A 7,260-nucleotide genomic window follows, 5' to 3' on the forward strand; every position below is an offset into this window, starting at 1 on the left:
TGTCCCTTTTTGGCAGGTCTCGATGAAGGAGGGTCGCATGCGACATGCGCATATCCATGTAACGGGCATTGTGCAGGGCGTTGGCATGCGGCCATTTGTGTATCGCGAGGCCATGGCGCACGGTATTTGCGGCTGGGTGCTTAACGCGGGCGATGGCGTGCATATCGAGGCGCACGCCCTAAGCGAGGCGCTCGACGAATTTGTCGCCGCGCTTTCCGAGCATGCGCCCGCGGCGGCTCGTGTGGAGCATGTCGAGGTTATGGACCTAGCGCCCGGCGACTGGGACGCCGCCAACGAGCGGGGCTTTCGCATTGTGGCATCGCAGGATCAAACCGCCCACACGACGCTCGTCTCGCCCGACATCGCCACGTGCGACGACTGCCTGCACGAGCTGTTCGACCCCGCCGACCGACGCTTTCACTATCCCTTTATCAACTGCACCAACTGCGGACCGCGCTTTACCATCATCCGGTCGCTGCCCTATGACCGAGCGGCCACCTCGATGGATTGCTTTCCCATGTGCCCCACCTGTGCCGCAGAGTATGGCGACCCGCTTGACCGGCGGTTTCACGCGCAGCCCGATGCCTGCTTTGATTGCGGGCCGCACATTACGTGGCGCGAGGCCGGCGAAGCCGCCGCGTCGCTGACCGTCGGCACCACGCGCAAGACCAGCGACGCTATTATCGACCGCTGCGTCGAGCTGCTGGCCAGCGGCGGTATTGTTGCTATCAAGGGCCTGGGCGGATTCCACTTGGCATGCGACGCCTCCAACGAGCAGGCGGTGGTCGAGCTTCGCCGCCGCAAACGCCGCAGCAACAAACCGCTTGCCGTTATGGTGCGCGGCCTTGCCGATACTGAACGCCTGTGCCATGTAAACGACGTTGAGCGCGGCCTGCTGGCCGGCAGCATTCGCCCCATCGTGCTGCTGCGCCAACGTGCCGTTTGCGAGAGTGGCGGCTCCCCCAACGCGCTCGCACCGTCCGTCGCGCGCAACCTTCCTGAGCTTGGCGTTATGCTCCCCTATACACCGCTTCAGCATCTGTTGCTTGCCGCGGCAGAAGCCCGCGGTATGCACGCGCTCGTCATGACCAGCGGAAACCTGAGCGAGGAACCTATCGAGACCGATGACAACCTTGCATGGGAGCACCTTGTTGCCGCCGGCATCGCTGACGCGCTGCTTGGCAACGACCGTGCGATTCTCTCGCGCTACGATGATTCCGTGGTGCGCGTGGTCGGTGGGGTCGCCATGCCCGTTCGCCGCGCTCGCGGATATGCACCCCAGCCGCTGCCGTTGCCGGCGCTCGACGGCGCTCCGTCCTGCGTGCTCGCCTGCGGGCCACAACAAAAGGCCACGATTGCGCTCACGCGTGAAGGGACGAACGGCGAGGCAACCTGTTTTATGTCGCAGCATATCGGCGATGTTGAAAACGGCGGGACCTTCGATGCCTGGAACGCCGCGCGCACGCGCTTGGAAGATCTCTTTGACTTGGCGCCCGCCGCCTTGGTCTGCGATCTACACCCCAGCTATCTATCGAGCCAGTGGGCGCGCGAGCAGGCGCGAAAATGCAATCTGCCGCTCGTCGAGGTGCAGCACCATCATGCGCACATCGCAAGCGTAATGGCCGAGGCGATTGCCGCGGGCCAGCTTACAACCGACGCGCGCGTCCTTGGCATCGCCTTTGACGGCACCGGCGCCGGCACCGATGGGACCATTTGGGGCGGCGAGTTTCTTGTTGCCAGCCTTGGCGGCTTTGAGCGCGCCGCGCATTTGCGCACCTGGACGCTCCCCGGCAGGGCGGCCTCCGTGCGCGACGCCCGCCGCAACGCCTTTGCCCTGCTCAGCGAGCTCGGCCTGCTTGAACATCCGGGGGCCGAGCGGCTCTTGGACGGCCTAGACGAGCAAACACGCAGCGTGACGGCAACGATGATCGAGCGGAACATCAACAGCCCACGCACGAGCAGTATGGGGCGTCTCTTTGACGCCGCCGCTGCAGTTTTGGGCATTTGCGGGCAGGCAACCTACGAAGGCGAGCCCGCCATCGAACTCGAAGCCGCCGCCTGGCGCGCGCTCGGCAGCAAAATTACCCATGTTCCCGGCGATAAAGACGGCTGTTCCGCATCTGACCCATTGCGACTGGACAGTTTGTTCAGATTTGTATTAAAAACAGACCCTTTAACCAACGGTTTTGGCTCAGATTACCCCGAAGAGGGCTCTCCAGGCACCTCATTTGCGGTTAATACGCCCGCCGGATACCCCAAATCAACCCATTCGGGGCCCTCGCAGACGATTTATACCACCCATTACCACTCTAAAAAGTACAAATCTGAACTAACTGTCCAAGCAACCTCGAGCAGGTCTCTCGTCCTGGGCCCCAGCTCACTTTTTGCGGCGCTTTTGGAGGGAACCAGAGCCAGTGTGCCCGCCGACAGGCTCGCACTCGACTTCCATGTCGCCGTCGCGCGCTCCTCGGCACGCATCGCCAGCGAGATCTGCACCCGTGAAGGCCTCGATACCGTTGCGCTCTCGGGCGGCGTGTTCATGAACCGACTTCTGCTCCAGCTCCTCACCCGCGAGCTCAAAAGCGCAGGTCTTACTGTCCTTATCCCCCATACCGTGCCCGTCAATGACGGCTGCATCGCCTACGGTCAGGCGGCGGTCGCAAGCGCTCGTCTTGCGCAGATCGCATCGCAGTAGCTCGCTCTCGCACACCGCTGTGCCCAGCCGTCTCACAGGCGTAACGCGTTTGCCCGCGAACCCCGCGAGCGCTACCATCAACTGATGGATTATCGAGCGCCTATCCAGCGCAAAACGTATAAAAGGGGAACAATATGTGCCTTGCCGTCCCCGGTAAAGTAGTCAAACGCGACGATGGCCTCAAGGCTACCGTCGACATGATGGGCATCGAGCGCCCCGTGTCGCTGCGACTCGTGCCGACGGCGCAGGTTGGCGACTATATTCTCGTGCACGCCGGCTTTGGCATCCAAATCGTCGACGAGCAGGAAGCGCAAGAAACGCTCGAGCTCGTTAACGCCATGACCGAACTGGCCGAAGAAGACCAACTGGCCAGCAACCCGGCCGAGGCATACTAGTGGCGGCCGGACAGCCGGTGCGCTCCGGTATCGACTTTTCGGCATTTCGCGACCCCAAGCTGGCTCGCGAGCTCATCGAACGCATTCGCGGTCTTGTCGGCGACCGTACCATCAACCTTATGGAAGTCTGCGGCACGCACACCGTGAGCATCGGCCGCTATGGCTTTCGCTCCATTATGCCGGCTGGGCTCAAGCTGCTGAGCGGCCCGGGCTGCCCCGTCTGCGTTACCGCCAACCGTGACATCGACCACGCGATCGCGCTCGCCAACATAGACGGCGCCATCATCACCACCTTTGGCGACATGATGCGCGTGCCCGGATCGTCCACCTCGCTCGCAGCGCAAAAGGCGGCAGGGCGCGATATCCGCATCGTCTACTCCCCGCTCGACGCACTCGACATTGCCGAGCAAAATCCCGATCGTCCGGTCATTTTTATGGGTGTGGGCTTTGAGACTACGACGCCCACCATCGCCGCTGCCATCTTGGAGGCCGAGACGCGCGGGCTTTTGAACTTTTCGGTCTATTGCGCCCACAAGACCACGCCGCCGGCGTTGCGCGCCATCGCCAACGATCCCGAGACCGCCATCGACGGCTTTATCCTGCCGGGCCACGTCGCCACCATCACGGGCTTGGCGCCCTTTAGCTTTTTGGTCGACGAGTTCGATACCCCGGGCGTGGTCACGGGATTTGAACCGGTCGATATCCTACAAGGCATCTGCATGCTGGTCCAGATGGCTGTCGAGGGCAGGCCCACGATCGACAACGCCTACCGTCGCGGCGTCAACGCAGACGGCAACCCCGTGGCGCGACAGTTGGTCGAGCAGGTGTTTGAGCCATGCGACACCACATGGCGCGGGCTGGGGCCGATTGCCAACTCGGGCCTTTCCATCCGCCCTGAGTTCTCGCGCTTTGATGCCCGTACCCGCTTTGACGTGCCCGTTGAGGCGACGGTCGAGCCGCGTGGGTGCCGCTGCGGCGACGTGCTGCGCGGGGCCATTACGCCGAGCGGCTGCCCGCTCTTTGGCCGCACCTGCACGCCCGAGCATCCCGTCGGCCCCTGCATGGTGAGCTCCGAAGGCAGCTGCGCGGCGTACTACCGCTACCGCGACTATTAGGTTCCGCCGTTCTAACGAGAGGCGGACTGGTCGACGCTGCGCCTCACCCATATAATTCCACCCACGATTGGAGTTTTGGATATGTCCCATAGCATCACCGATAGCACCGTCCTTTTGGGCCATGGCTCCGGCGGTCAGATGATGAAACGCATCATCGATGAGGTCTTTTTGGATGCCTTTGGGACGCCCGAGTTGCTCGAAGGCAACGACGCCGGCGTCGCCGCGCTGCCCGCGAGCGGGCGCATCGCCATGTCGACCGACAGCTTTGTAGTCTCGCCGCAGTTCTTCCCCGGTGGCAACATCGGCCGTCTCGCCGTGTGCGGAACCGTCAACGATGTCGCGACCTCGGGCGCCAACGTGCGCTACCTATCGTGCGGTTTTATCCTCGAAGAGGGCTATCCCATGGATAAGCTCCGCCAGATTGTGCAGACCATGGCCGAGACGGCGCGCGAGGCGGGCGTAGCGATCATCACCGGCGACACCAAAGTTGTTGAGCGCGGCGGGGCCGACGGCGTCTACATCAATACCGCCGGCGTGGGCGAAGTGCCTGCGGATGTGGCGCTCAGCGGTGCAAACTGCCAGCCTGGCGATGTCATCCTGGTGTCGGGCACACTCGGCGACCACGGCATCGCCATCATGAGCCAGCGCGAGGGCCTGGCGTTTTCGAGCACGATCGAAAGCGATGCCGCGCCGCTCAACCACCTGATTGCCGACGTTTTGGCCGCAGCGCCCGGCACGCGTTGCTTTCGCGACCCCACGCGCGGCGGCCTGGCATCCACACTCAACGAGTTTGCCCAGGCCAGCGGTGTTGCCATGGAGATCGACGAGGATGCCGTGCCCGTGCGCCCCGACGTGCAGGCGGCATGTGAGATGCTCGGCTACGATGTGCTGCAGGTAGCAAACGAGGGCAAGATGGTCGCCGTGGTGCCGGCCGAGCAAGGCGATGCGGCTCTAGCCGCCATGCGCGTCGCCCGCTACGGCGAGAATGCCGCCATCATCGGTCGCGTGCTGCCACTTGCCGAGGGCTCCCGTCCCGCCGTGCGCGTGCGCACCGGCTGGGGCTCTACCCGCATCCTCGACATGCTCGTGGGAGAGCAGCTGCCGAGAATTTGCTAGGGCGGAATCTCATGAGTGGCGCGATGTCACCTGATATCCCTGGAGATGTTCAGATTCCAAGCACACCCAACGCGTAAGCCCAGTATTATGGGGTGCGTTTTGAAACCCAACGACGGGAGCTTTCATGGCAGCAGCTTTTTCCCATGTGATCTTTGATCTGGACGGCACCATCCTCAACACGCTCGAGGACCTGGCAGCCGCCGGCAACCATACCTGCGAGGCGCACGGCTGGCCCACGTTTGCCGTTGACGAGTACCGCTACAAGGTGGGAAACGGTATGCTCAAGCTGGTTGAGCGCTTTATGCCCGCCGAGTACGCGGGCGACGGCCGTATGTTTGAGCAGACGCTTGCCGAGTTTAGGGCTTATTACGGCGAGCACAAGGAGGACCACACCGCCCCCTATGCCGGCACGATCGAGATGCTCGACCGCTTGCGTGCCGCGGGTGTGCAGCTTGCCGTGCTCACTAACAAGGACCACGTCTCGGCGGCCCCGCTTATCGAGAAGTATTTTGGTTCCGAGCGCTTTGCGCTGGTACAGGGCCGTGTCGATGCGTTTCCGCCTAAGCCCGAGGCACCCGTCACGCTGCATGTGATGGAAGAGCTGGGCGCCGACCCGGCGACCACGCTCTACGTAGGCGATTCCAATGTCGATATCCTGACCGGCCACAACGCCGGTCTTAAGAGCGCAGGCGTCAGCTGGGGCTTCCGCGGCCGCGCAGAGCTGGAAGCCGCCGGCGCCGACTACGTGGTGGACAGCCAGGCAGAGCTCGCGGCGCTGGTGCTGGGCGAGTAGCGAGCGGGCACCAGAGCGAACAAATTGGCATGAAAAGAGGACGGCATAGACCTTCTGGTCATGCCGTCCTCTTTGAATGACAAGTTGTCGCTCTGGTGCCCACGCAGCGTCGAGCAGTTGCGGCGTTTGGTAAAACGCCGCAACGAACTAGTTCATCATCGCATTCATCATCTCGGTGGTTGCGGAATCGTCGGCAGACCACTCGTTATCCTCGTTGGCGGAATACTTAAAGGTGACCTTGGTGTCCTTGGTCTTAGCGGCCTTGGTCACGTCGACCATCACCTGGCCGGCCATCTTGTACAGCTCGTCCTCGGAAGGCATCGTATCGAGTGCGGCGATCTTCTCCTGATACTGGGTGGCGAAATCTTCGACGATCTTGTTCATGGACTTGCAGGTGATGGTGACCTCGGCGGTCGCGGTGCCCTTGTCCTCATCGACCGTCACATCACCGATCTTGTAATCAAAACCCTCGAGATAGCTCTTGGCATACTCCTCGGGATCGATGCCCAGCTGCTCAAACTCGTCGCCCGAAGCCTCTTCCAGGCCGGAGAGGAAATCATCGCCGCCGTTCTTGATCTCGTCAAACTGACTCGTAAGGTCGTCGGTGATGAGCTCCTCCACCGAAGGCCCTCCGCAGCCGGAAAGCAAAACCACGCACGCGACCAGGGCAGCCATCAGGGGCGCAAGCAGCAGCTTCTTTTTCATGACATTCCTCCAAACAAGCGGCGCTGCGTTTCCCGCGCAGCGCACGTCGTAACAGTAGGTCCATATTAGCGGCTCCGTTCAACCCCCTACGTCGCAAAAGCGTAGGCGGCTCAATTTGACGAGTGAATGGCCCATAAAGCAAGCCCCCTGCAATAAAATGCGCCTACTCGGCCTACTAAGACGATATGAGAAAGCCATTTGGGTCGCCTCCCCCGCGGCGCAGCTTCTTTTCGCGGGCTCGGGATGCCACAATGGGCTTTGAGTATCGGCCCGTGCGGTAGCCCTTACCGCACCTGCGGGGAGGAGGCTTCCCATGCCCCATGTTACCTCCTGTTAGCGCTAATCTAAAATTGACCACTTTCGCAAACGCATCTCGCCGAATGCGCTAACGCGCTTTCGCCGACCCCGCTAACGTACTTTCACCAACTGCGCTAACGGAAC

6 protein-coding genes are annotated in these 7,260 nt (G+C 62.2%); 5 read left to right on the forward strand and 1 reads right to left on the reverse strand.

The window, feature by feature from the left end; translation table 11 throughout:
- Window positions 1-37 precede the first annotated feature (37 nt).
- The 5 genes from hypF to ACTNBY_RS06560 all read left to right on the forward strand — a co-directional run bounded on the left by hypF (window position 38) and on the right by ACTNBY_RS06560 (window position 6,114).
- Complete coding sequence (gene hypF, locus ACTNBY_RS06540) at window positions 38-2,695, forward strand: carbamoyltransferase HypF (protein WP_441063868.1); 2,658 nt, start codon at window positions 38-40, stop codon at window positions 2,693-2,695.
- A gap of 134 nt (window positions 2,696-2,829) precedes the next feature.
- On the forward strand, window positions 2,830-3,090 hold the full coding sequence (locus tag ACTNBY_RS06545; RefSeq protein ID WP_154518167.1) for a HypC/HybG/HupF family hydrogenase formation chaperone: 261 nt from the start codon (window positions 2,830-2,832) through the stop codon (window positions 3,088-3,090).
- On the forward strand, window positions 3,090-4,205 hold the full coding sequence (hypD, locus tag ACTNBY_RS06550) for a hydrogenase formation protein HypD (RefSeq protein WP_441063869.1): 1,116 nt from the start codon (window positions 3,090-3,092) through the stop codon (window positions 4,203-4,205). The genes ACTNBY_RS06545 and hypD overlap by 1 nt, the downstream gene beginning before the upstream one ends.
- Window positions 4,206-4,286: 81 nt before the next feature.
- Window positions 4,287-5,321 (forward strand): hydrogenase expression/formation protein HypE, encoded by a 1,035-nt coding sequence (gene hypE / locus ACTNBY_RS06555; protein ID WP_441063871.1) that lies wholly within the window; start codon window positions 4,287-4,289, stop codon window positions 5,319-5,321.
- Between the two features lie 124 nt (window positions 5,322-5,445).
- Window positions 5,446-6,114: an HAD family hydrolase gene (locus ACTNBY_RS06560; RefSeq protein ID WP_229770728.1), complete on the forward strand. Its 669-nt coding sequence runs from the start codon at window positions 5,446-5,448 to the stop codon at window positions 6,112-6,114.
- Window positions 6,115-6,261: 147 nt separating this feature from the next.
- Here the strand turns inward: ACTNBY_RS06560 and ACTNBY_RS06565 are convergent, their stop codons facing one another.
- Entirely contained in the window at window positions 6,262-6,819 is a 558-nt protein-coding gene (locus ACTNBY_RS06565; protein ID WP_441015350.1) for a hypothetical protein, read from the reverse strand.
- Window positions 6,820-7,260: the final 441 nt, after the last annotated feature.

The sequence above is a fragment of the Collinsella sp. HCP28S3_E12 genome, from assembly GCF_052065595.1.
Classification (GTDB): Bacteria; Actinomycetota; Coriobacteriia; order Coriobacteriales; family Coriobacteriaceae; genus Collinsella.

Coding starts and splice junctions, on each gene's coding strand:
- ACTNBY_RS06545 (WP_154518167.1), top strand. CDS start 2,830: ATGTGCCTTGCCGTCCCCGGTAAAGTAGTCAAACGCGACGATGGCCTC.
- hypF (WP_441063868.1), top strand. CDS start 38: ATGCGACATGCGCATATCCATGTAACGGGCATTGTGCAGGGCGTTGGC.
- ACTNBY_RS06565 (WP_441015350.1), bottom strand. CDS start 6,819: ATGAAAAAGAAGCTGCTGCTTGCGCCCCTGATGGCTGCCCTGGTCGCG.
- ACTNBY_RS06560 (WP_229770728.1), top strand. CDS start 5,446: ATGGCAGCAGCTTTTTCCCATGTGATCTTTGATCTGGACGGCACCATC.
- hypE (WP_441063871.1), top strand. CDS start 4,287: ATGTCCCATAGCATCACCGATAGCACCGTCCTTTTGGGCCATGGCTCC.